This is a genomic window from Desulfobacterales bacterium, assembly GCA_034003325.1.
In the GTDB taxonomy this organism is placed as follows: domain Bacteria; phylum Desulfobacterota; class Desulfobacteria; order Desulfobacterales; family JAFDDL01; genus JAVEYW01.
The window spans coordinates 198121-220584 of the sequence record JAVEYW010000003.1 but is presented as its reverse complement, the minus strand read 5'-3'; the positions used below and the strand labels follow the sequence as shown (position 1 = coordinate 220584).

Here is a 22464-nt window from a genome sequence, read left to right as displayed (position 1 = left end):
TCAGAGCTGAACCCTGATTTTAAATCGGACCCGGTTTCCATTCGGATCCATGTTGGCGGAATTAATCTTAATGCTTTTAAAAACGGGGTTTTTTTCTATTTTTTGGGTCATTTCATTAACGGCGTTGAAAGAATCCGTTGTGCCGGAGATGAGAAGGCTTTGATCGCCCGCCACCAGACTCGTAAAGTGGACATCCAATGTTTCGGGAATTTCCCGGCTCAGATATAGCAGCATATCGATCGCCGGCAAATAATGATGACTGATCTCGGGTGTCAGCGCTTTCTTTTTGATCGCTTCAATTTCCATGGTGAGCTGGTGAACGGGATCCACGATTTTCTGAATATTCGGCAGGGTGGATTTAAATAAAGTGGTGACTTGCGCTGTCAACTGATTCGCTTTTCCCTCCAAAATGAATATATCGGAAAGAATACCCGCCAGGGCACAGATAATAGCGAGCGCGCCCAAAATACAGGTTCTGAAAATAAGGCTTTTATATTCATATAGCCGGCTTTTTGCGGCCAATACACCTTGCCTGAGATTCAATCCGCCGCGATAACCATCCGCGGCAATCAGAGCGCCGGCAAGTGCGTTGTTCATTCGATGCGGTGAATTAGTTGAAGGCAGGGCTTGAGTGAGGTTCAGCTCTTCAAGCAGGTTTAATTTTTGAACTGAAATGCCGAATTTTTCTGAAAGGCAGGCGTGCAGGGTATCGTTTTCAGCGCCGGCCCCGGTTAATACAAGGCGAGTGGGAAGGTAGGCCGTTTGTAAGATGCCGTCCATGGCTGTCATGGTTTGTTGAATATGCCCACCGATTGCCGTGAAAGCATTCGGGCTCGACAGCAGCACCGGAAACGAGCGTAACAGGCATATGGTACGCTTGCAAACAACCACCATGCCGCATCGTTGATTGGATACATCCAGAAGAATCCAATCCTCCGGCATGTAGGTTTGGCCGGAGAGCCAACAGCCCACACCGTAAGCACCCGGTAAAACGGTTTCCGGATCCAATTGATAACCAACCGGAATGTCCAATAAGGGTTTTATTCTGAACACTTCCGCTGCTACGGCAAGAATTCGAGTAATATCACCGGTTGTTTTGACTTTCTGAAAATCAATCACCAGGTCTTCAACCGGAAAAGGCAAGCGGGGTTCCAGCTCAAACGGCAATACCTGACGAATTTTTTTTGAATCGGAAAAAGGGACGTCCAGGTTGCGGCATGTAACGTATTGAATGGGTATGGAAAGGGTTGTCACAGGGCCGTCTAAAGGCATCGCCGCCACCAGCGTTTTAAAGGCCTCTTGAATATTTTCCGGGAAAGATTCGGCGGCCGGCAGGGGAATTTGAATGCAGGATTCTATCAAACGGGTTTTTAGGCCGCTTTGCAGCAAAACCGCGGACAATGCGTCTTCCTGAATGTCCAGCCCCAGATATTTTCTGCTCATGCCGTCTCCAATATCAGCTTAGAGGTCTTCATTTAACACAATTCAGTCGATCTGCCAACGCAATATGCGGCATCCCCATTTGCCTGATTCTTTTCCGGTTTCTCGTTGCACAAGGGCGGTAATGCGGCGTTGTTTTTCTTGCAGGGTGGCGGTGGCCACGATTCGAAAAAGATCACTGGCCGCAGTGATCAAGTCCGCTTGCAAGTCTAACTCCTCCAGCCCGGGGACATGTTTATACCATTTCGATTCGGTTAAGGAGTTAACATATTGATCGTCTGATTTTTCAATTCGATAATCAAAGAGATCCTGTGCATACGCTTCGAATTCCTCGGGCAAAAGCGCTGCCAGCACCGGCAACGGTGCTGTGTTGATATTAATCATTCCATCAAAGGTATAACTGCCTTGCGCTATGGCGGTCGCGCCATTGACGCTTAAATATGCCATCAGATCGTTTGCATTATCGGTGCCCGACATCAGCGATGTTGTAATTCCCTTTATGCGGAAAAGCTCTCCGAGGTGATCAACGGGGCCGTTGCGGCAGGAATAGGGTGGATCAAGGCTTTCATAATAGTCGCTTTCCGCCCCGGTAAGACCGGTAATGGTCTCATCGTCACCGGTGTCCATCCAGTCCTTTACGGAATTGATAATCGCGATATGATCCAGATCGGACAGGGTTTCATCCATTTTTTTAACAAAGCCGAACAACCTGTCCCAGATATGAAACTGCAGCGGGTTGAATTCATGCCCCGGCAATGCGACCAGCGCATTGACTTGAATCCTGCCCCGTTCGTCACTGATGCTAACCTCAAGCGAGCCCTCATCAAAAGGAAAGTCGGCAAGCAATTCGTTTCGCTTTTCCGGCTGCGCCCAGTCTTCCTGAATCGAGTCGAGCTCGGAATCTATTCGATCCCGAATCAGCATGGCCATGGCAATGTGGATACCGGAGTCGGCCATGTAATTGAGTGTAACCTGGTTACGGCTTTCAGCGCTGGATAGGACCGCCAAGCGCTTTTGCTTGTGGAGTTCTATTGATAAGGCGACGATAACCGTAATGACGGCAAGCGTTACCAAAAGCGCGATTCCGCGTCGGTTTTGCAATCGTGGGATAAAAAAAAACAGATCGGAAAGCATTCCGCCATTGTTTTTTGGTGTCATTTGCCTGCCTGGTCGTATAAAAAAATCATTGAGCGGCTGCTATCGGGTCTCTGTAAACGTGCAGGTCGGCCACCGTTTTCATGGTGAGTGAATGCGTGTCGTCCCCCACTGTTAGAACGATTTCAATGGCTCGTGGGGTGGCGTAATCATAATCGGCGGAATCCGAATCCCAAGCGTCACGATATTCACCGGATTCGTTGAGAAATTTAAAGGCCAAAGACTGTACATTTTCACATAATATCGGGTTGTTGTGGTTTGTTTCAATGGTTTCATAAGGCCAAAGTTGATCCGCCCGCCTGAGTGCAAAAAGATTCGGTTCGCTCTGATGAACATAATAAACGATCTGCGCAACGCCTTCGTTCGTATCCCCGTTCATTGGTAAATGCGAGAGGGAGGTGAACCGAAGCGTTGAAAAATCTCTATTTTCTGAAGAAGTGCTCTCACCAAAAACCCGATAGGCATCTGCGGGCTCATTAAAACCGGGCGGTTTATAACGCGCTGGGACCGTAATGAAAATAGATTCAAGGTCGCATTGCATGCGTGACAATGCGGCTTGTGCGGTTTCGTAATACCGGTCATCTTGTTGAAGGGCCGTCGCGCTATCATGGATGGCGCGAAAGGAGGCAAATACGGCTGAAATCAAAATGGCGAATAAAAATATCGCGACCAGAATCTCAAGCAGGGTAAACCCTATGTCGGCGGTTGACTTTCGGCGTTGCATCGAAGGGTTAATCCGCATGTATCACCCTATATACCCTTAATTCATAACTAGTTAGTTCATCCTGAAAAAAAACCCTCACCTTAATTTGTCTCATATCCTCCGCTACTTGCCCCAGGATTTCAGATGTTATTTCCGACACGACAGTTTCCCATGAATATCCCGGAAAGTCATCACTGAAATCTCCGGTATCCGAAACCGCATTTTTTAAATCCGCCTCTATTTCGCCCAGTTTTTGTTGCGCCAGCATGGGGGCGAGCGTGTCGAACCGGGACCGGATATTCATGAGAATCGTTTGGGATTGAAGGCGGTAAACACTCACCAGCACGATGGCGATAATGGCCAGGGCCACCATGATTTCAAGAAACGTGAAGCCGTTGCTTCCTGAAAAATTGATTTTATTATGGTTCCGTAAATCCGACATGCGTGTCAAAAAAGCCGATCTTGTTGAGAAAGGGTTCGATAACATATGAAAAAGTTCGGTCATCGCCCGAAGAGAGGTGAATGATGGCGCGGTCCGAATATCCCTTTGAATAAAACAGAATCTGCGCGACGCCCGTAGAAATAACACGATCATCGGGAAATTCAATATTCGACACGCTGATACTGTGAGGCAAAACATAGCCGGATTCCGCCGCTTGAACCTTCTCCGCTTCGCTCATTGCCTCGTGTGTCGTCCACAATTTGTTTTCAGACAGATCGATCTGCAAGGCATACCGGCGGTTTTCAGAAACCGCTCGTTGCTTCAACTCGGGAATCTTCCAAATTATCCATTGCGAGACGATTCGCGCCGGATCCGTAATGACGCGTTGGAAGCGCGGAAGGGCGGCAAACATGACAATGCCGATCAATGCCATGACCACAATGAGCTCAATAAGGGTGAAACCGCTTTTTTCCGTGATGGTTCCGTATCTCATGCAGGCGGGCTATTCGATTTCCCAGCTATTGATGTCTTTATTCTCACCTTCCCCTTCGGGAACACCGTCCGCGCCATAAGAAATAATATCAAACTTATCATGCATGCCCGGCGAGAGATAAATATATTCATTTCCCCAGGGGTCCAGGGGGACTTTCCCCTTTTCCAGGTATCCGCCGGCAGGGAACTTTTTGGGAATGGTTCCGGTTGTCGGTGCTTCCACGAGCGCTTGGAGTCCCTGTTCAGTAGTGGGATAAAACCCGTTGTCGAGACTGAACAGTTTCAATGCCGTTTCAAGGCTTTGTATCTGTATCTGCGCTTTGACCTGCTTTGCCTGACCCGGTCTTTCCATAAGTCTGGGAACGATCAAGGTGGCTAAAATACCCAGTATGACGATAACGACCATCAACTCGATCAGGGTAAATCCGTGGGAGCGGGAATTGTGGGGCGAGCCGCTGTTTTTCATTGTGCCTCCGATTTTATTTTCTGCGTAACAAAAAAAATAATGACTTCAATATCATTTTGGTGAAAACGGGTCAAATGCCCGGTTAAGGAAAAAACACCACGATCAAGGTTATGCAATGAGCTGATTCATTTCCAAAATGGGAAGCATGATGGATAACACGATAAATGCGATAAAGACGCCCATTAATAAAATCATGGCCGGCTCCAGCAGCGAGGTCATGCTGAGCACTGCGGCTTCCGCCTCGTTTTCGTAAATGTTGGCCACTTTGCTCAGCATGGATTCAAGGGCGCCGCTTTGCTCACCCACCTGAATCATCTGAATGGACAGATAAGGAAAAGGACTGTTGTTGCTCAGAGATTCAGCGAGTCCTTGGCCCTTGCCGACGGACTCGGCTGCCGACTCAATCGTTTCTGCAATGATCAGGTTGCCGACAATATTTTTGACAATGCCAAGCGCGGTCAGCATGGATACCCCGTTTTCAAGCAAGGAGCCCAGGGTTCTGGCAAACCGTGCCACCGCCAGCTTTTTGACAAGTTCTCCCGAAACAGGCAAGGAAATAGCGAGCCTGCTCATCCAATGCCGGCCTTTTTCCGTTCTTTTGATAAAGCGATAAAAAATTACCAGGCCCAGAGCCATTAACAACAGGAACCACCAATAGGTTTGAAGAAAACCGCTGACTGAAATTAATATGCGCGTTGGCCGGGGAAGAACCTTGTTCATATCGGCGAAAATGGAAGTGATACTCGGTACGATCACGGTCAGAAGAAAAAACAGGACCAACGCACCAAAAATGGACATAAAAACAGGGTAGGCCAGCTTCGCACGGATACGGCTTGAGAGCGCTTGTTGTTTTTCCGAAATTTCGGCCAGGCGTTCCAGCACAATCTCCAAGGTTCCCGAGCTTTCCCCCGCATGCACCATATTGACGTATAAGGGGGGGAATACATTTTGATAAAGGGAGAGGGCTTCGGAAAAGCTTGATCCCTCGACGATGGAAATTTTGACCTTTGACATTATTTTCTTAAAAGACTGGGAAGCGATTTGGGGAATCAGCGTATCCATGGCATTGACCAGCGGAAAGCCGGCTTCAAGAAGGGTGGATAATTGACGGGTCATCATGGATACTTCAGTGGGCCGAACGCGTTTAAAAAATTGAACGCTTTTTAAGCCTTTTGTTTCTTTTCGAATAGCGCTCGCTTCCACCTCGTTGACGTTAACCGGATACATTCCGGAATTTCTGAGTTTTTGGCGAGCGGCTTGGGCGCCCTCCGCATCAATGATGCCGGAGACCGATTTGCCTTTTGCATTCAGAGCGCTGTATTCATATACGGGCATGGTGATTTCTACTCGCGTCGTCGAAAGCGAGCACCGAAAAAGCCGTCCATTCGATGCCGGTGAGGAAAACTGCGATAACAATTGTTGTCTGTCAGAAATACCTTTTCACTATCACAGCCGCTTTGCACCGGAGCGATCCCGTAATTTGCGTGTGAGGCAAGAAACTTTTCGACGACCGCTTCGTTTTCTTCCGGCTCGGTACTGCATACCACATATACCAAAATGCCGCCAGGTTTAAGCAGGTGCGACAAGTGATCCAAGAAGAGCACTTGCCTTTGTCCGTTTCGTTTCAGATCTTTTTCAGAAACACGCCATTTGGTATCGGGGTTTCTTCTCAGGACGCCCAATCCGGAGCAAGGCGCGTCCAAAAGAATACGGTCAAAAGGGTTGAATGTTCCCAACGCCGGTACCGCATTCAAATCGGCCGTGACGGTTGTAACGATACCGATGCCGAGCCGTTCCATTTCTTTTTGCAGCCGGCGCAGCTTATCCGCGTTGATATCCATTGCGACAATTTGGCCCTTATTTTCCATCAATTGGGCCAGATGCCCCGTTTTCCCGCCCCGCCCGGCGCAGGCATCCAGAATGCTTTCACCGGGTTGAGGCCCCGTCAGATGCGCGATCAACTGCGCGGCTTCATCTTGAACCTGAAAAAGGCCTTTGGTGAAAGCAGGTATTCGTCCAATCGACGTGTTGGTTCCGATAAGGGATAGCCCCTCGGGGGCATGCGGCGTCGAATATACTTGCTCAACGGATGTCTCCAACTCACGTTGCAACTGCTCCCGGTCGGTTCGAAGCGTATTGGTTCGAACCGTTATGGGTGGCAATTCGTTGATCGCATCGCACAGAGATTTTGTTTCCGCTATGCCAAAGCGATTCACCCATCGAATGATCAGCCATTCGGGAAAAGATTTTTCCACGGACATGCCGGCGGTGCATGATACATTTGCAAAAGGATCAGGAAGGTGCATCGGCTTGACTGACATTTTCCGCATAACCGCATTGACGAACTTAACGATCCAGGGCGCCGCCTCTTGTTTGGTCAATTCAACGCTGGTGTTTACCGCGGCGGAAACAGGAACACGATCAAGATACAAGATCTGAAAAAGCCCCAAGCGTAAAATGTTGAGCACCTTGGGATCGATTTTTTTCAGGCGAATATGGGAAAAATATTGAATGACCCAATCGAGTTTGCCTTTCCATCTAAGCACACCGTATACTAGCGTGTTTAACAAGGCGCGGTCACGGGAATCTTTATATTCATGTTTATCCATATCTTCAAGAAGCAGATCCAGCGTCTTTCGAGTATCATTCAAAGCAGTTAAAATGCAAAGCGCATCTTTTCTCGGATCCGTCCCGGAGACTATGTTAGATTTTGCGGACATTTGATTCAGTTGAATGTTGCCCCCGGGGCGATGGCGCATCCCCTGAGAAAATCCTTTATGGAAAGCCGTTTTCCGGACTCGCCCTGAAGCTCTATAATGGACAATACGCCTTCGGCCGTGGCAACTCGCAACTCATCGGGAAAGCCTTTAATCACCGTTCCCGGTGTTGTGTTTGAATTTTCAGAAATTACAGCGGCCTTGAAAATTTTTATCCGCTTATCGCCATAAAAGGTATAGGCGCCGGGCCATGGTTTCATTCCACGAATGAAACGCTCCAGTTCCGAGGCTGAAAGGTACCAGTTGATTCGTCCTTCCTCTTTTTTTAATAAAGGGGCGTAAGTTGCTTCCGCATGATTCTGTGCAATGGGTATAATGGTGTTGGATGCCAGCCCCTGCAGCGTTTTTATCAGTAACATGGCGCCCATTTCGGATAGCCGGTCATGCAGCGATGCTGCCGAATCGTCAGCATGAATCGCCAGTGACTCGGACATAAGAATATCTCCCGTATCAAGCCCATCGTTCATCATCATGGTTGTGATGCCGGTTTGCGTTTCGCCGGCAATAATAGCCCGATGAATCGGCGCGGGGCCCCGATATTTTGGGAGTAGGGACGCGTGAATGTTGATAGCGCCTATCCGCGGCAGCAAAAGCAATCGCTTCGTTAAAATATGACCGAAGGCCACCACCACAAAAAGATCCGGTTTGAGCTTGAACAGCGCTTCATAGACATCATCGGCTTTTATACTGTCCGGTTGCATGACAGAATACCCCAGGGCTTCCGCCTTCTGTTTAACCGGAGGGGAAATCGGTTTTCGCCCCCTTCCTTTGGGCCGATCGGGCTGCGTGACGACCTGAAGGATAGGGTATTGATGGTCGTAAAGGGCCTGAAGCGCAGGCACTGCAAATTCGGGCGTACCCATAAAAACGATATTAAACAAAATAATTACCTGTCTTTTAGGCGCTTTTTCATTCTGCGCGTGAACAGCTGGCGTTTAAGCTTGCTGATATGATCTATAAACAATTTGCCTTCCAGATGATCGATTTCATGCTGCAATATGATGGCCAGGAATCCACTGGCTTCAATGGAGAGCGGATTTCCGTCACGGTCCACACATTCAACAAGAATCGACTCGGCCCGTCTGACATTGGATCGAAAATCGGGAACACTCAAACAGCCCTCGTCTTCGGAAATGATTTCTCCATGCCGCTCGATGATTTTGGGATTGATCAGTATGGTCGGAGAACGCGTTTCATCGCGATTCGATGCATCAAAAACTAGAATTCGTTGCTCGGAGCCGACCTGGTTGGCTGCAAGTCCGACACCGGGGGCGGCATACATGGTTTCCACCATCGAGGCAATCAAGTCCTGGGTTTGGCCTGTGATGTTGTCGACAGCCTTGGTCAATTGTCGCAGAAAATTGTTCGGATATGTTATAATTTCAAGTATTGACAAAGTCTTATCCTCGCTTGGCGCAAAAGATATGTTGGCGAAACTTTCATTTTGTCATGATTGCTTAATTTTCAGCGGAGAGAACTATAGTATTGTGTGGGAATTCAGTATAATTCATCGATACGAATGCGCACGGCTGAAAAAACCCGAAACGAGACCGCCATGCTATGGTTCATAACGCCGGTTTTTCATTTCACCGGTTGGGCCTTGCGGCAAGTAATCAGAAATCAATACAAGCCGACCGGCGGGTGACTATAATGCGATCATGTTCCGGGCCCGATCGATGTCTTTTCTGATCTGATCGGAAAGTTCTTTAATGCCGGAAAATTTTATTTCATCGCGAATCCGGTCGATGAAGTTTACGCGAATTTTCTTTTGGTAAAGATCTCCCTTGAAGTCAAGCAAATGGACTTCCACTGTAAACTGATTGTCATCGAAAGTAGGGCTGTATCCGATATTGGCCACGCCTTTGAACAAATGATCCAAACACTCAACTGTTACCGCATAAACCCCGTTTTTAGGGCGAAGTTCGTCTTGCAAGCTGATGTTCGCGGTCGGAAACCCTAATAATTTTCCGCCCCTGTTTCGACCGGTCACCACGGTGCCGCGGACTTGATAGTGTCGTCCCAAAAGTTTTCGGGATTCCAGCATATTGCCTTCCATAACCAATTCCCGAATGCGGGTACTGCTGATTCTCTCCATCGAAGCGCCGGCAAATGGAATGCCCGGCACAACGATGATCTGAAAGCCGAATCGCGCCGCATCCGCCTTAAGCGTGTTGAGATTGCCTGCTCGGTTTCGACCATAACTATAGTCTTCTCCCACGACAATGGCCTTCATGTCGATTTTCTTAATCAGGATGTCCTCGACAAACGCTTCGGCGCTGATCGCAGCGAATTCACGGGTGAACGGCACGCAGATCAAAAAGTCCAATCCGGCCTTAGAAATCAGTTCAACCTTTTGTTCGTATAATGTAATCAGCGGTGGCGGTGTTCCGATGTTCAGAAGTCTGATCGGGTGGGGTTCAAAGGTCATGGCGACTGAAGTGCCGCCGATTGCGTCCGCCTTCATAATTGTTTCATGAAACAGTGCTTGATGACCGATATGTACGCCGTCAAAGTTGCCGATGGTAATGACCGAATTGGCACACAGGCCTTTAGCTGAATCAATATCGTTTAATATCTTCATGTTAATATTTTTTAGGGTGAACGCTATGTTATATTGACGTCAAGCTTTATTTCGACACTTTATTAAGCGCTAAGCGCGATAATGTCAATATTAAATTGTGTTAACAAGTATTTAAAACTATAATAACCTATTTTTAAACTGCCTTGACCTTTCTTTCTTTTTAATTCCAAGACCTTTAATTTCAACTTGACAGGCTTTATAGAAAATCATATAAGCCCAGCCACAATCACCACGCCGAAGTGGCGGAATTGGTAGACGCGCTAGGTTCAGGGTCTAGTCGGGGATTCCCGGTGGAAGTTCGAGTCTTCTCTTCGGCACCATTTACAAGCAAAAAGGCTTGCAGCAAAAATAACTGCAAGCCTTTTTGCTTTTGATGGGTTGCGGGCATTATGCCCTATAACCCCTTGTGGCACCAACATTCGTGGCTTCATAAAACAAAAAACGAGCCTTGACAATTCAAACCAATCATAGATAACCTTAACGCTGCGGTTGCCGGTTCGTCGATTTGGTTTCATTTTAGATTCGACAGCCGCAATTGAAACGAATTTTTTTCCGCACCATGCCGCCATTTATTTTTAAACAACCAGACCCCTTGAGCGAGGTTTGAAATGGAAAATCTGTTGCCGAAAATTTGGGAATTGCTAACTATTTACGGTATTAAAATTATAGCCGCGTTGGCTATTATTATTTTCGGGCGTTGGGCTGCAAAAATCGTCGAAAAGGTCATTCATAATATCATGGAGAGACGACGGATTGATCCGACCATCACCACTTTTGCCTCCAATCTGACCTATACGGCGCTTTTGATTTTCATTATTCTGGCCGCCCTCAGCCAGATTGGAATTCAAACGACATCCTTTATTGCCGTTTTGGGAGCGGCTGGATTAGCCATAGGCCTGGCGCTTCAGGGCTCGCTTTCCAATTTCGCGGCGGGTTTTCTCCTGCTCCTTTTCCGTCCGTTTAGGGTGTCCGATTTCATTGAAGCGGCCGGTGTCGCCGGTACGGTTGAAAAAATTCAGATATTTACAACCCAGTTAACCACACCGGATAATAAAACCATCATTATCCCAAACCATAAGTTAACCGAGGATAATATCGTCAATTGGTCGACAAAGGGCACACGAAGGGTCGATCTTGTTTTCGGTATCAGCTATCAGGACAACATCGACAACGCCAAAAAGATTATCATCGACACCCTTGCCGATGACGATCGAATCCTCAAGAATCCCCCGCCAATAGTTGCTTTAAGCGAGCTGGCCGACAGCAGTGTCAATTTTATCGTCCGCCCGTGGGTAAAGGCCGACGATTACTGGAATGTATATTTTTCCGTTACGGAGAACATCAAAAAAGAATTCGATGCGCAAGGCATTTCTATTCCGTTTCCGCAACGAGACGTCCACATTTACGAACATAAGGCAAAATAGCCGCCTTATCCCTTTGCAACATTTTAAAAGGTAGCGGACTATGGATGGGTTTGGCAAGCGTTCTTCTCTGGTTGGATGCGGTTGTGGTAAATCGACTGCTTTTAAATGAAAAAGGTTGTACGCAACAGAATATGAAAAATCCGAGATATCGGCTTATAAATAGAAAGGCAGGATACAATAATCCTGCCTTTCTTTACCCCGGCCTGTTTATTTTATCTCTCCTAACGTTAGTTAGTTAGTTAAGGCTGAGGCGCGACGTATCCATCAGATAGTGTTTTCATAAAAGCTACAATGGCGGCCTCTTCATCAGCAGTCAGGCCCAGGTTGCCCAATTCATCGGTATTGACATTTTCTGCAACCTCGGGGGCCGGCCATGGCTCTACATCTCTTGTGTTGTAAAAATGTGTAATATCTTCCAGAGACTTAAAAAACCCATTGTGTGCATAGGCTTTCACAAATTCGGGATAAGGTCTTTTGTCCACATTTCGAAGGGTGGGCACTTTCTGTTTTCCCAGCTCCGGAGCGTATACATCATACTCTTTTCCAATACTTTTTAGGAACCCACCAAGCCCATAATCGATCCAGTCTTCTCCATCCGGATTGATCTTTTTCGGCTGATCATAAAAAGGATTGTCGGGGTTTTTAGGAACTCCGAGATTATCATAGGTAAAGTCGGTAAACAACGGTGGTTCACCGTTTGATCCTGGCGCACTAACATGACAGGCTGAACACATGGCCTTGCCCTCAAACAGCTCAAGTCCCCAGGCCTCTTCCGCGGTTAATTCCGCCCCTCCTTTGAGATATGCGTCGTATTTTGAACTGAAGGGATTCACTTCGGCGGATCTCTCATAAGCAGCGATGGCGCGAGCGATATTTTCATAACTTCCGGCAACATCGTTCATAAAATCGACCGGACCATATAACGCTTCGTAAAGATCTGCATAGTCCGAGAGGGCCACTTTAAGGACCGCCAAGCGCATATTGGGAATATTTTGTTCCACAGGATTTAGGAAAGGACCCATGGCCTGTTCCGCCAGCGGATCGCCGAGCGTCAACCCGGTTGCTCTGCCGTCCCAAAACATCCCACCAATCCATAGCGCTTCGTCCTCGTCATAGTACATTACGGGACTCTGACCACCATAAGCAGCAGTAGGGGGCTTACGGTTTCCCGCACGCGTATGAATGACGCCGGGATAAACAGCCAGTGTGTCATTGATGACGGCATCTGGACCGGTAAAGCCGACCTCAGGAGCATGGCAGGTGGCACAGGACATGCCAGGTTTAACGGAAAGATTTTCGTCAAAAAATAGAAACTTACCGAGTTGCTCAGTGGGTGTAAGCCCATCAGCCAAAAGCACAGTGGGCAGGATAATAAGAGCAACTGATAGAAATAAAATAGCCACTTGCTTTTTCATAACCGTTGTTCTCCTTTCAGGGGTTTAGATGTTATTAAACCGACAATTAACTATTTGAAAATTTTTAAACTGATTATTTAAATCGAATAAAGAAAAACAATCCGGAGTCTTCTGATCTAACAAAAATACGCAAAAATCATACAAAAATCTATATAATGCGACATGTTTTAATTTTATATTTAATTTAAGGCGGATATGATTTTAAATAGTACTTTTGAAGAGAAAACATACGTATTTATATGTATGAATAGAATGCAACAATGTGAAGTAAATTCCACAATAATGAGGCATTATTTTACACATGTGCCACAATGACGCTGGGGCATTCAGTAGGGCTATGGCAGGGGATGGTCAGCAATGTCAGATCAGCGTTATCCACCCTTCGGGGTGTACATTAGCTCATGATACGGCGCCCTTGCCATTTATCGGCACCAAAAGGCTGATTTCCGTACCTTCCCCCGGCCCGCTGACAATCTTTAGGTCCGCCGCGATCATACGCGCCCGCAATTCCATTGCGGCCAAACCCATTCCCCGTTCGCCACCTGCGGTGCTCTTTTGATAGCTGCCCAAGTTAAAACCTGTTCCGTCGTCTTTGATTTTAAGGAATAGCGCGTCTTTTTGACGATAAATGTCGATCCGAATCTTTCGGGCATGCGCGTGTTTGTAGATATTGGTCAGGGCTTCCTGAAAAATACGGTAGAGAACGATCTCTTTTTCCGGCGCAAACGCCACATTCAGGGCTGTCACGTCCAAGTCGACGGGAATTCCTGTTTTCTGTGAATAATTTCGAATCATCGCCGACACTGCGGCTGAAAGCCCCAGGGACTGGAGCTGGTCCGGACTCAAGCCGTAAACGAGGCGACGAATATCCTCAACGATTTCATCCACAAACACGAGGGTTTCTTCAACCTCCCGTTTCAGCTTGGGTTGATCCTTTCGCATCCGGTTTTTTATGGCTTCCAGTCGCAATTTAAGCACCATAAGATCCTGACCCGTCTGATCGTGCAGTTCCATGGCAATGCGATGTTGTTCTTTTTCCTTGGAAACCAGCAGTTGGGTAGAAAGAAAATGAAGTTTTTCTTCTGCCAGTTTCCGCGCGGTGATATCCCGAATGCAACCGACCATTCGACAGGGGGTGCCCTTTTCATCAAAAATTGCCTGCCCTATGGAATTTTGCCACCGATATTCGCCCGATTTGTGCAAATGCCGATATTCAACGTCATAGGGCGTGCCCTGTTCGAGATGATTTTGCAACGCAGCCCTCACGCGTGCAACATCATCGGGGTGGATTCTGGAAGCCCAGCCCTCGTATGTGTGGACCAGCTCCGGGTCATCAGCCGAATATCCGACTATCTTGCACCACCTGGGAGAAAAATATTCCAGGCCGGTTTGAATATCCCATTCCCATATGCCGTCTTTTGTCGCATTGACGGCCTGACGGAATCGGTCTTCGCTTTTACGCAAAGACGCCATGAGCTGCTTGTTCTCGACGGCATGACTGATTCTCTCGGCGATGGCACGGATAAACCGTTTTTCCTCCGGCAGAAATGCCTGTTTCTTTATATAGCAAAGGGTTACGCGTCCGACCGGTTTGCCGAACGCATGAATATCGCAGGCCGTCATCCACTGGGTTTCCTTAAAAAGGGGCGTCTGATAGGTCTTTCCGGCAGTTTCGATTCGTGCGGCGGCGATTTCAGGAAGCTGGAAGGTTGTCGGAATGAGCCTCACCGTTTGTATCAACTTCTCATCAAAGGACAGGGCAGGGTTTCCCAGCAGGGTCGAAATATCATATAGGCCGCGTAATTCCTTTACCCTTTCATTTAGTCGGGACTCAATTCTCTTCGTATCGGAAATATCACTGATGATGACGTGGCAAACCGACGCACCGTCGGTATGTTCGGAGAGCATCGCTTCTATGTGCGCCCAAAATTCCCCGGCGTTCGTCTTCACCATGCGTAGTTCAAATGACCGCCCCTTTCCGGTTTCAAAAAGCAGTTTGTGGTGACGGTAATAGATTGGTTGATCCTCGTTGAAAATCCACCGGGTAATGGGCTGATGGATTAGGTCGCTACGCGCCAAGCCCAGTTGGGTCGCGGCAGTGAGATTTGCCTCAAGAACCATCCCTTTCTCGGAGAGGGTGAAATAGCCCGCCGGCGCCAGTTCATACAGATCAAAGTAGCGGGCCCGCAAAATATCCAGCTCTTCGTATGCCTGGCGCAGCTCCTCGTTTTGTATCTCAAGCTCCTCCTGGTAAACCTTCAGTTCATGGATCATTTTCCGGGCAACTTCAGGGGTGAGCGTTTCCGGAATGGCCGGTCGTTGGGCGAATTTCTCCCGGCAAGCCCTTTCAGCCCGACTTCGCAAATCCGTTTTTTGCCCTGGATAGATTTTCTCGTTTATCATCACAAGAACCTTCCTATACCTGAAGGCGGCGCTTAAACACCCTCACCGGGCCGGGTGTCGGCTTGTATTCAATTGGTAATATCCATCTTAGAGCAGGTGAAGTCGATAATTTTTCCTAAACCCTTTTTTTTCGCGGCCGACCACATAAATAAGCATGCGCCAAAAGAACATGTCAACCGTATCGCGAACAACAAAAACTGTGCCGTTTGGTGAGATTGGGCAATCAAAAGCAGTGATGTTTTATGAAGTTTCAGAGACGATCGCATCGATCGCATGATCTATCTGCGCCGCCGATATGATATGTATCCTTACTCCTCCATTTGCAAACACATAGCCCGGCCCTTTATGGGAAACATCCTCTTTTAATCCAACGCGTTCCACCCTATTTTTTACCAACCATTCCGCCACACGAATGCCTTTTGCCGTCTCTACCGATCGAAAGGGGTTCTCTAAAATTTCAATTTTTTCGATTTCTTTGTCCTTTCGACGGATGTGTACAATGCCAAAGTAAGGCGCTTCTCCAAGGTGCATGCTGATCCGGTCCTGTCCTTCCTCAAGGGGCAAGGCCACCCGGTCGTGCGTTTTCTCTTGGGGTTGATAATGAATGTTCACTTTTTCAACGTGCGTAATTTGATTCCGGATGTTTATTTTAATATCTTCACTGATCCGATGCGCCTTTTCCAGGTTTTCCGTCTTCAAGGTTATGGTCGTTTGAATAAACCTGAATCTGCCGGCGTTTCTTCCCATGAGAGACTTGATCTCACTCACCATTGGCTCACTCTTTATAATCTCACGGATGCTGTCCAGGGTCGGAAGATCAATCGACGCATCAAGAAGGACGCGCATACCGTCAGAGAGCAATTGCCATCCGGTATGGGCGATAAAAATAAGGATCAGTGCCGCTCCAACCTGATCGAAGGTGACGCCTAACATATTTACACGGAGATCGAAATAGCTCAGGGTAACCGAAATCAAAACCACAATCGACGAGAGCACATCAACCTGACGGTGTTTTCCCTCGGCAATCAGAGTGGGGGATTCTGTCTTTCGCCCAATATATATTGCGTACATGCCAAAAAGGAGAGTAATCACGGTGCCGGCAAAAAGGAGCATAATGTATGATAAAGAGATATGTGGTGAACTTTCGACCGGAGACAGAATTTCCCGGACAATCTCATACCCTGCAATAAAAATAAAAAGTGCGACGATAACGGAAGCGACGTTTTCAAGTTTATAAAGCCCTAGTGGAAACGCACGTGTTTTTTTTGTGGACAGCCGCACCCCGCCATAAATCACAAGGGAGGCAACCGCATCGGTTCCGGAGTCGATGGCGCTGGCGGTTATGGCAAGACTCCCCGAAATATGTGCAAGAAGGGCTTTTATGGCGGCAAGAAAAAGATTCAACAGAACCGCGAAGCCGGCAAGCTTGTAAATCTGCCTGGTCTCATCGTTTGCTGAAAACGATCGAATCCTCAAGTATCCCCCGTCAAAAATTGCTATAAGCGAGCTGTCCGACAGTAGCGTCAATGTTATCGTCCCACCGTGGGTGAAGGCCGACGATCACCGGGAGGAGTAAGGCGACTTTTTTGCTGCACCCCTCTTCAGACAGATGTAAGACACAAGGTTCAAGCTTTACCGTTTTACGAGACGATATATCATCAGCAAAACCAGCGCGCCACCGGTAGCCAGTGCAAGGCTACCAAGATTAAAACCGCTAATTGCTCCCAATCCCAATCTTGCGCCGACAAAACCGCCAACAAAAGCGCCAGCGATTCCTATAAGTATGGTAATAAATATCCCTCCGGGATCTTTCCCAGGCATGAGAAATTTCGCCAGAGCGCCAACAATAAGCCCCATTATGATCCAAGAAAATATCCCCATAGCTTCCCTCCTTGTATCCGCCCCCACTTCTATGATCCTCAAAGGTCAGACGCATGTCAGTATTGTCTATTTTCCCCCGGCTCTCAATTTATCTTTATTTATCCAGAACAACGCGTACGAATCCGCCCGTTGGTATCTCGAATTCTCCGGTAATCACAATGGACCCCGGGCGATCATCATCATAGACCGTGACGTGGCAATGATCGGGCCGATCCACCGGATGCCGAATTAACCAAGCGCCGGGAGGTACATTCAAATGATGGCAATCGCCCGGAGGGGGCTGCTGACCGGGAGGCTGCCCCGGAAACCATACACGGCATTTTCCCGGCGGTGGATAGTGACCTTTGGGGATGTTCAGGCGGGTATAGCCGCGCCGATGAAAATACGTGTCATTTTCGTTGGTTCTCATAGAATCGTGATGGTCATCTTTATAAGCGTCGCGGCCCTTGTTTTGCCCATAATCAGATGAGGGAGACTGTTTTTTCCCTTTCCCGGACTCGTCTTTGCCTTTATCCGCCCACGCGGTACTGAAACAGCAAATAAGTATGAAAACAGCGAGGTAAAGCAATTTTGACCTATTCATCGTTTCCTCCTTTGAAAGGCATTCAGTTATAGATACATTAATCATACTCAAAGCTGTCAACAAACTCAAGTGATAGCAGTGATAGCGGTGGTATCGTCAGGGCAATCGCATGTAGAAATGAACTGCCGGGAGCGAAAGTCTTGAGGGGGGATCGAATGGAAGTTGCTGTTACTTGCCTGATTTTGCGTTAATACTTTCTGCGTATTGATTTTATCTGTTTTATCTGCTAATGAAAGCAATCTGTTCGTTGGCATTTAGATTTCTTTAGCGTTTTAGATAGTTGGCTTTCGTTTTGTTTAAAAGTGAAGCGGCTTCCCGTTAACCCGCTGTTATTATACGATGCCGCAATCCAATTCACACACGTGTTCGGTTTCCATACGGTCCGGTTCCACTGTACCTTTTCGGACGTTTAAAAGACCGGGAGGAATGATGAATTGTCAGCCGGTTACAAGCCCCTCTGTTGACCGCAGAAAACACAAGCGCTATGCAATGAAGGGATTGGCATTTGCCATTCTTAAATCGGATTCGGATGAAGAGCTGGGGCAGATAATTGATTTGAGCAGGGGGGGGGTGGCATTTCAATATTTTGTCGGCAGCAAACGATTGCTAACTGCCGAATACTTAAACATTATGCTGGCCAAAAATTCCTTGTATATTGATAAAATAAAGGTACGTACGGTTTTTGATTTCGAGATTGAAAATAAATTGCCGTTTAGTTCCATTTCAAAACGCCAACAAAGTCTATGTTTTGAAGAACTCACGGCGGAGCAAAAAATTAAGGTTGATTATTTAATCAAACACCATACCGTGCAGGGCCCGTAACTTCATCATTGAATCCCGGCTACTGTGGGATCAAATTCAGTCCGGTTCACTCTCATCCCGGCTGTCATCCCCCTCATTTGTACTGCCCTCTTTTCCGAACCATATTAAATATTATCAAAAATTTAGAAACAGCCCCACTTGAAAAGCACCACATATGGCATTATAATAACGAAATTTAAAATCGATAAAGGCAGGGGTGTACGGACGCCTTTGACCGGCAAATGATATGAGGTTGGAGATTCTATGGGAATGCTTGGTAAATTAGTAGGAGGAACCATCGGTTTTGCAATGGGGGGACCACTGGGGGCCATTGCGGGAGCCGTGTTCGGACACGCATTTGATAAGAGCGGTGATTCTATCGGCTACATTGAGACGGAGTCTTTTTCCGCCGGCAATCAAACGGCCCAGCTCACTTTTTTTGTGGCAGCTTTTTCGATGCTTGCTAAAATTGCTAGAGCGGACGGAGAGCTAACTCCCGAGGAGGTTGATTCCGTGGAAAGATTCATGGCTGTGGATTTAAACCTTGATCCGGAAAGCCGGCGGGTTGCGCGGGATATTTTCCATGCAGCGGTTCATTCGAGGGAAAGTTTTCAAGATTTTGCGGCTCAGTTTTACGATCAGTTCAGAAATGAGCCGAGACTCCTGGAAATGATGATAGACATTATGCTTCGCGTGTCTGTTTCTGACAGCAACATGAGCCAGACAGAAGAAAGGATGATTTTATCTGCGATTCGCATTTTTAATGTTGAAGACGCTCAGTACCAACGAATCAAATCCAAGTATGTCAGTAACGCCGTCAAGTATTATGCCGTAATCGGTTGCGATGAGTCGGATACCAATGAGCAGATTAAAAAACAATATCGAAAGTTAGTATCCGAATTTCATCCGGACAAAATCGCCTCAAAAGGATTGCCGGATGCCTTTATTCAATTTGCGAATGAAAAATTTCGTGAAATTCAAGAGGCCTATGAAGAGATTAAAAAAATTAGAGATATTCGTTAGCGCGCCTGTTTCAATCCTTTGAGGTAACCAGCGAACCGATGACACCACGTTCACCTAAAAACCTTTCCACGCGCACCTGAACCATCGTGTTCTTTATCGGCGCTGCCCCTATCAGATATACGGGCACATAATTCGATGTGGTGCCCTTATACCGGCCGGTTTCAGGGGTTGACCTGCCTTCAACGAGAACACTCGCAATTTTTCCCCTCATTCCCTCATAGAACAATTTCTTTTTCTGTGCGCCGAGCGCTCGCATTTTTCGGCATCTATCTTTGACGATATCGAAGGGGACGCGACCGGGGAGTTTGGCGGCGGGTGTTTTATCCCTAGGGGAAAACGGAAAGGCATGCAGATAAGTGATCGGCAGCGATTCAACCAGATCATAGGTTTGGTTGAACGCGGCGTCGCTTTCACCGGGAAATCCGATCAACGTGTCGATACCGATGGCGGCATTCGGTATTTGTTGATGAATCTTTAATATCAAAGCCCGAAAGAAAGCGCCGGAATAGGGGCGACCCATTTTTTTAAGAATTCCGTCATCGCCGCTCTGAAGGGGAATATGAAAGTGATGGCATAGCTTTTTCGATTTGGCGACCAAGGAGATTATTTCGTCGGAGATTTCCCGGGGTTCAATGGAGCTTAATCGAATTCGAGCGGTGGTGTTTGATTCTTCAATTCCGGTCAGCAATTTTTCCAAGTCTGTCACCGGGTCTAAATCCCTGCCGTAGGTTCCCATGTGAATACCGCAAAGAACAATTTCCTTGTAACCGGTCTGTTCGAGGCGCTTAATTTGTGCCAGCACTTGTTCATATGGCATGCTTTGACTGGCACCTCTTGCCCTCGGGACAATGCAATAGGTACACTTCGCATTGCAGCCATCCTGTATTTTTAAAAATGCGCGGGTTCTGTGGGCGAATGCGGGCAACGATAGGAAAGTGGTCGGGGGTTTGGAAAGAGGGCTCTCGATAAAAATCTTTTCCGGAATACTCGATTTCCCACCACGTCCGACAATATCGTCAACGCCTTTAATTTTAATGAGTTCTTCCGGTTGGGTTTGCGCATAACAGCCGGTTACGATTATTTTGGCATTCGGATGATTTCGAATTGCCTTTCGAATCGCCTGACGTGATTGCATGGATGCTTTTTCAGTGACCGTGCAGGTGTTAATGATACAAATGGTGACATTTTCACCCGAAATAGCAGCATCCGGATTCATGTCCGTTGGCTTGAACGCTTGACAGCCATAAGCGGTCAATTTCGCGCTCATGGTTGCGGATTCGGATTGATTTACCTTGCATCCAAGCGTGATAATTTCAAAAATCTCTTTTTTCATCGACTGATCCACCCCCCGCCCATTACCTCCTGCCCCTGAAAAAATACGGCGCCCTGGCCGGGGGTCACGGACGCTTGAGGAGATTGGAAATACAGGACACCCCGTTGGTTTTCGTCAAATTGCAATGTTGCCGGCACGGCGCGATGCCGGTAACGCAGCTTGGTTTCCAGCTCGCATGGCGTGTGAACCGGTTTTTGTATCCAGTTAATATCTTCAAGCCGGCATTTCATCGTGAGAAGGTCCGTTTTGGCGCCGACAGTCAACTGATTTTTTACCGGATCAATATCAACCACGTAATAGGGTTCCGCCGCGGGGCAGTTGATCCCTTTGCGCTGGCCGATAGTGAAAAGATGTAAGCCATGGTGAATACCGATTACATTGCCATTCAGATTTATGATGGGGCCGTCCGTTGGGGTAATATTTCCATCTTTAACCAAAAAATCACCATAGGATTGTCTTTTAATGAAGCAAATATCCTGACTTTCATCGGAAACGATCGGGCTGAGGTTCTTTTCCCGAGCCAATTGGTACACGGCATCCTTGGTCATCACGCCTAACGGGAATATGGCCCTGGAGAGCTGCTCCTGATTTAAAAAAGCCAGAAAATACGACTGGTCTTTGGCCGTGTCGATGCCTTTGAGCAGATGATATCGATTATCGGCTCCTTTGAGAACCCGCGCGTAATGCCCGGTTGCAAGGGCACTGGCTCCCTTTTTGCACGCAAAGGTAAAAAGAGAACCGAATTTTATGGACGGGTTGCACACCAAACAAGGGTTCGGGGTGAGACCGGCGGCATAGGTGCGGCAAAAATAATCAACAACCTTCCTTTGAAACAGGTGGCGGCAGTCCGCAAGATAAAGGGGGATATTCAATTGGTTGGCGAGAAGGTGAATCGGATGATTCGTGAGCATGTCGGTCACATCAATGCAATCCCCCGCCTTATGGCCATCATGATCCGTTTCGTTACCTAATTGTTCGCGAATATATCGGTTTTTTTCATAGCCGGTAATAAAATGAAGACCGAAAATGGAGTGTCCGCGGTTTTTTAAAAGATAGGCGGCAACGAGCGAATCCACGCCGCCGCTCATGGCAATGGCGATGGACGGTTTCATTCGAAAAAAAGCTGGTCGAGGGGCCGGACTTCCATGGCTCTTGTCGGACATGCGGGAACACACAGTTGACAAATGCTGCATTTGCTCTGGTCGAATATAACCGTCATTTCCGGGCGCTGAATAGAAAGCGCACCCGTGGGGCAAACCGCGGTGCAAGCGCCGCAGTGAATGCATTTTTTTTTGCTTCTTTTGACTTCACTGTCGGCTGTTTTAATATCAACCCCTTGAGATTTCAAATAATTAACGCCGTCATTAAAGTTCTTGCGGCTTCCCGATAATTCAAGCACCATGACGCCTTCCTTGCGGGGAAGGATGGTGGCCTTTAAAATATTAAAAGTCAGATCAAAATGTTTCGCCAGGTTGCAGACCACCGGCTTTTGCGCTTCCGTAATGGGAAATTGCAGCATGAGTATTTTGGAATACACGCGAATCC

General features: G+C 47.5%; 22 protein-coding genes and 1 tRNA gene. 4 read left to right on the top strand and 19 right to left on the bottom strand.

The genetic code is table 11. The features are described 5' to 3' along the window. From gspL to RBT11_04580, 11 genes are all read right to left on the bottom strand, one after another. Entirely contained in the window at positions 1 to 1443 is a 1443-nt protein-coding gene (gene gspL, locus RBT11_04630; protein ID MDX9786031.1) for a type II secretion system protein GspL, read from the bottom strand. A 42-nt stretch (positions 1444 to 1485) separates the two neighbouring features. Beyond that, the gene (locus RBT11_04625) at positions 1486 to 2598 is read right to left on the bottom strand and encodes a general secretion pathway protein GspK (protein ID MDX9786030.1); all 1113 of its coding nucleotides are present in this window, start codon (positions 2596 to 2598) and stop codon (positions 1486 to 1488) included. Between the two features lie 25 nt (positions 2599 to 2623). Next, positions 2624 to 3337: a type II secretion system protein GspJ gene (locus tag RBT11_04620; protein MDX9786029.1), complete on the bottom strand. Its 714-nt coding sequence runs from the start codon at positions 3335 to 3337 to the stop codon at positions 2624 to 2626. Beyond that, on the bottom strand, positions 3327 to 3740 hold the full coding sequence (locus RBT11_04615; protein ID MDX9786028.1) for a prepilin-type N-terminal cleavage/methylation domain-containing protein: 414 nt from the start codon (positions 3738 to 3740) through the stop codon (positions 3327 to 3329). The genes RBT11_04620 and RBT11_04615 overlap by 11 nt, the downstream gene beginning before the upstream one ends. Beyond that, positions 3718 to 4233, bottom strand: a complete 516-nt coding sequence (locus RBT11_04610; protein MDX9786027.1) for a type II secretion system protein — start codon at positions 4231 to 4233, stop codon at positions 3718 to 3720. Before RBT11_04610 ends, RBT11_04615 begins: the two co-directional genes overlap by 23 nt. Positions 4234 to 4242: 9 nt before the next feature. Further along, positions 4243 to 4698 carry a type II secretion system major pseudopilin GspG gene (gspG, locus tag RBT11_04605; GenBank protein ID MDX9786026.1) on the bottom strand — a complete coding sequence of 152 codons (456 nt, stop codon included), beginning with the start codon at positions 4696 to 4698 and terminating at the stop codon, positions 4243 to 4245. Between the two features lie 108 nt (positions 4699 to 4806). Continuing rightward, complete coding sequence (locus RBT11_04600; GenBank protein ID MDX9786025.1) at positions 4807 to 6033, bottom strand: type II secretion system F family protein; 1227 nt, start codon at positions 6031 to 6033, stop codon at positions 4807 to 4809. 8 nt (positions 6034 to 6041) lie between these two features. After that, complete coding sequence (rsmB, locus tag RBT11_04595) at positions 6042 to 7457, bottom strand: 16S rRNA (cytosine(967)-C(5))-methyltransferase RsmB (protein ID MDX9786024.1); 1416 nt, start codon at positions 7455 to 7457, stop codon at positions 6042 to 6044. Next, positions 7424 to 8356, bottom strand: a complete 933-nt coding sequence (fmt, locus tag RBT11_04590) for a methionyl-tRNA formyltransferase (protein MDX9786023.1) — start codon at positions 8354 to 8356, stop codon at positions 7424 to 7426. Before fmt ends, rsmB begins: the two co-directional genes overlap by 34 nt. 5 nt (positions 8357 to 8361) lie before the next feature. Next, the gene (gene def / locus RBT11_04585; protein ID MDX9786022.1) at positions 8362 to 8871 is read right to left on the bottom strand and encodes a peptide deformylase; all 510 of its coding nucleotides are present in this window, start codon (positions 8869 to 8871) and stop codon (positions 8362 to 8364) included. 249 nt (positions 8872 to 9120) lie between these two features. Continuing rightward, entirely contained in the window at positions 9121 to 10056 is a 936-nt protein-coding gene (locus RBT11_04580; GenBank protein ID MDX9786021.1) for a bifunctional riboflavin kinase/FAD synthetase, read from the bottom strand. 233 nt (positions 10057 to 10289) lie between these two features. Between RBT11_04580 and RBT11_04575 the strand changes: the two genes are divergently transcribed. Beyond that, a tRNA-Leu gene (locus RBT11_04575) sits at positions 10290 to 10376 on the top strand. A gap of 288 nt (positions 10377 to 10664) precedes the next feature. Next, positions 10665 to 11480, top strand: coding sequence for a mechanosensitive ion channel (locus tag RBT11_04570; protein MDX9786020.1), 816 nt, complete (start codon positions 10665 to 10667; stop codon positions 11478 to 11480). A 239-nt stretch (positions 11481 to 11719) separates the two neighbouring features. Here RBT11_04570 and RBT11_04565 read toward each other — a convergent pair whose 3' ends face one another. The 5 genes from RBT11_04565 to RBT11_04545 form a co-directional block, all read right to left on the bottom strand. Then, complete coding sequence (locus RBT11_04565) at positions 11720 to 12895, bottom strand: cytochrome c peroxidase (GenBank protein ID MDX9786019.1); 1176 nt, start codon at positions 12893 to 12895, stop codon at positions 11720 to 11722. 399 nt (positions 12896 to 13294) lie between these two features. Then, positions 13295 to 15298 (bottom strand): PAS domain-containing protein, encoded by a 2004-nt coding sequence (locus RBT11_04560; GenBank protein ID MDX9786018.1) that lies wholly within the window; start codon positions 15296 to 15298, stop codon positions 13295 to 13297. A gap of 240 nt (positions 15299 to 15538) precedes the next feature. Next, positions 15539 to 16774: a cation diffusion facilitator family transporter gene (locus RBT11_04555; protein ID MDX9786017.1), complete on the bottom strand. Its 1236-nt coding sequence runs from the start codon at positions 16772 to 16774 to the stop codon at positions 15539 to 15541. Between the two features lie 156 nt (positions 16775 to 16930). Continuing rightward, on the bottom strand, positions 16931 to 17179 hold the full coding sequence (locus RBT11_04550; GenBank protein MDX9786016.1) for a GlsB/YeaQ/YmgE family stress response membrane protein: 249 nt from the start codon (positions 17177 to 17179) through the stop codon (positions 16931 to 16933). 94 nt (positions 17180 to 17273) lie between these two features. Beyond that, entirely contained in the window at positions 17274 to 17762 is a 489-nt protein-coding gene (locus RBT11_04545) for a hypothetical protein (GenBank protein ID MDX9786015.1), read from the bottom strand. 489 nt (positions 17763 to 18251) lie between these two features. Here RBT11_04545 and RBT11_04540 point away from each other — a divergent pair, with 489 nt between their 5' ends. Both RBT11_04540 and djlA read left to right on the top strand, forming a co-directional pair. Further along, on the top strand, positions 18252 to 18584 hold the full coding sequence (locus RBT11_04540; GenBank protein ID MDX9786014.1) for a hypothetical protein: 333 nt from the start codon (positions 18252 to 18254) through the stop codon (positions 18582 to 18584). 249 nt (positions 18585 to 18833) lie between these two features. Then, positions 18834 to 19586: a co-chaperone DjlA gene (djlA, locus tag RBT11_04535; GenBank protein ID MDX9786013.1), complete on the top strand. Its 753-nt coding sequence runs from the start codon at positions 18834 to 18836 to the stop codon at positions 19584 to 19586. 10 nt (positions 19587 to 19596) lie between these two features. On the opposite strand, the gene mtaB is transcribed toward djlA, so the two are convergent. Genes mtaB through RBT11_04520 form a run of 3 tightly spaced genes read right to left on the bottom strand, consistent with a single transcriptional unit; the run spans position 19597 to position 22456 of the window. Then, positions 19597 to 20919: a tRNA (N(6)-L-threonylcarbamoyladenosine(37)-C(2))-methylthiotransferase MtaB gene (mtaB, locus tag RBT11_04530; GenBank protein MDX9786012.1), complete on the bottom strand. Its 1323-nt coding sequence runs from the start codon at positions 20917 to 20919 to the stop codon at positions 19597 to 19599. Beyond that, positions 20916 to 22031, bottom strand: a complete 1116-nt coding sequence (gene mnmA / locus RBT11_04525; GenBank protein MDX9786011.1) for a tRNA 2-thiouridine(34) synthase MnmA — start codon at positions 22029 to 22031, stop codon at positions 20916 to 20918. Before mnmA ends, mtaB begins: the two co-directional genes overlap by 4 nt. Further along, positions 22028 to 22456 carry a 4Fe-4S binding protein gene (locus RBT11_04520; GenBank protein ID MDX9786010.1) on the bottom strand — a complete coding sequence of 143 codons (429 nt, stop codon included), beginning with the start codon at positions 22454 to 22456 and terminating at the stop codon, positions 22028 to 22030. Before RBT11_04520 ends, mnmA begins: the two co-directional genes overlap by 4 nt. Positions 22457 to 22464: the final 8 nt, after the last annotated feature.